Below are 387 nucleotides of genomic sequence, written 5' to 3' on the forward strand. Positions count from 1 at the left end.
TGCTCAACGTCTGGGCCACCTGGTGCCCGACCTGCTACGGCGAGCACACCTACCTCAAGCAGCTGGCGGGGCAGGGCATTCCCATCGTCGGCATGAACTACAAGGACGAGCGGGACAAGGCCATCAAGTGGCTGGCAGAGCTCGGCAACCCCTATCAGGTCAACCTCTATGATCCCGATGGCATGCTGGGACTGGATCTCGGGGTCTACGGTGCCCCCGAAACCTTCTTCATCGACAGCCAGGGCATCATCCGCTACCGCCACGTGGGGGATGTGAATCCCGAAGTCTGGGCCTCGACCCTCAAACCCATCTTCGATGCCATGAAATAAGGGAGCCATAGATGAAAACACTGATTGCTTCTTTATTGCTGATGGCGGGGCTGTTTGG

At 58.4% G+C, this 387-nt stretch carries 1 protein-coding gene; it reads left to right on the forward strand.

Going from position 1 to position 387, the window contains the following annotated elements; genetic code table 11:
• Window positions 1–329, forward strand: a 329-nt coding sequence (locus MM194_RS21820) for a DsbE family thiol:disulfide interchange protein (RefSeq protein ID WP_241344957.1), incomplete at its 5' end; no start/stop codon positions are given.
• Window positions 330–387 lie beyond the last annotated feature (58 nt).

The organism is Aeromonas sp. MR16 (assembly GCF_022549315.1).
GTDB classification, from domain to species: domain Bacteria; phylum Pseudomonadota; class Gammaproteobacteria; order Enterobacterales; family Aeromonadaceae; genus Aeromonas; species Aeromonas aquatica.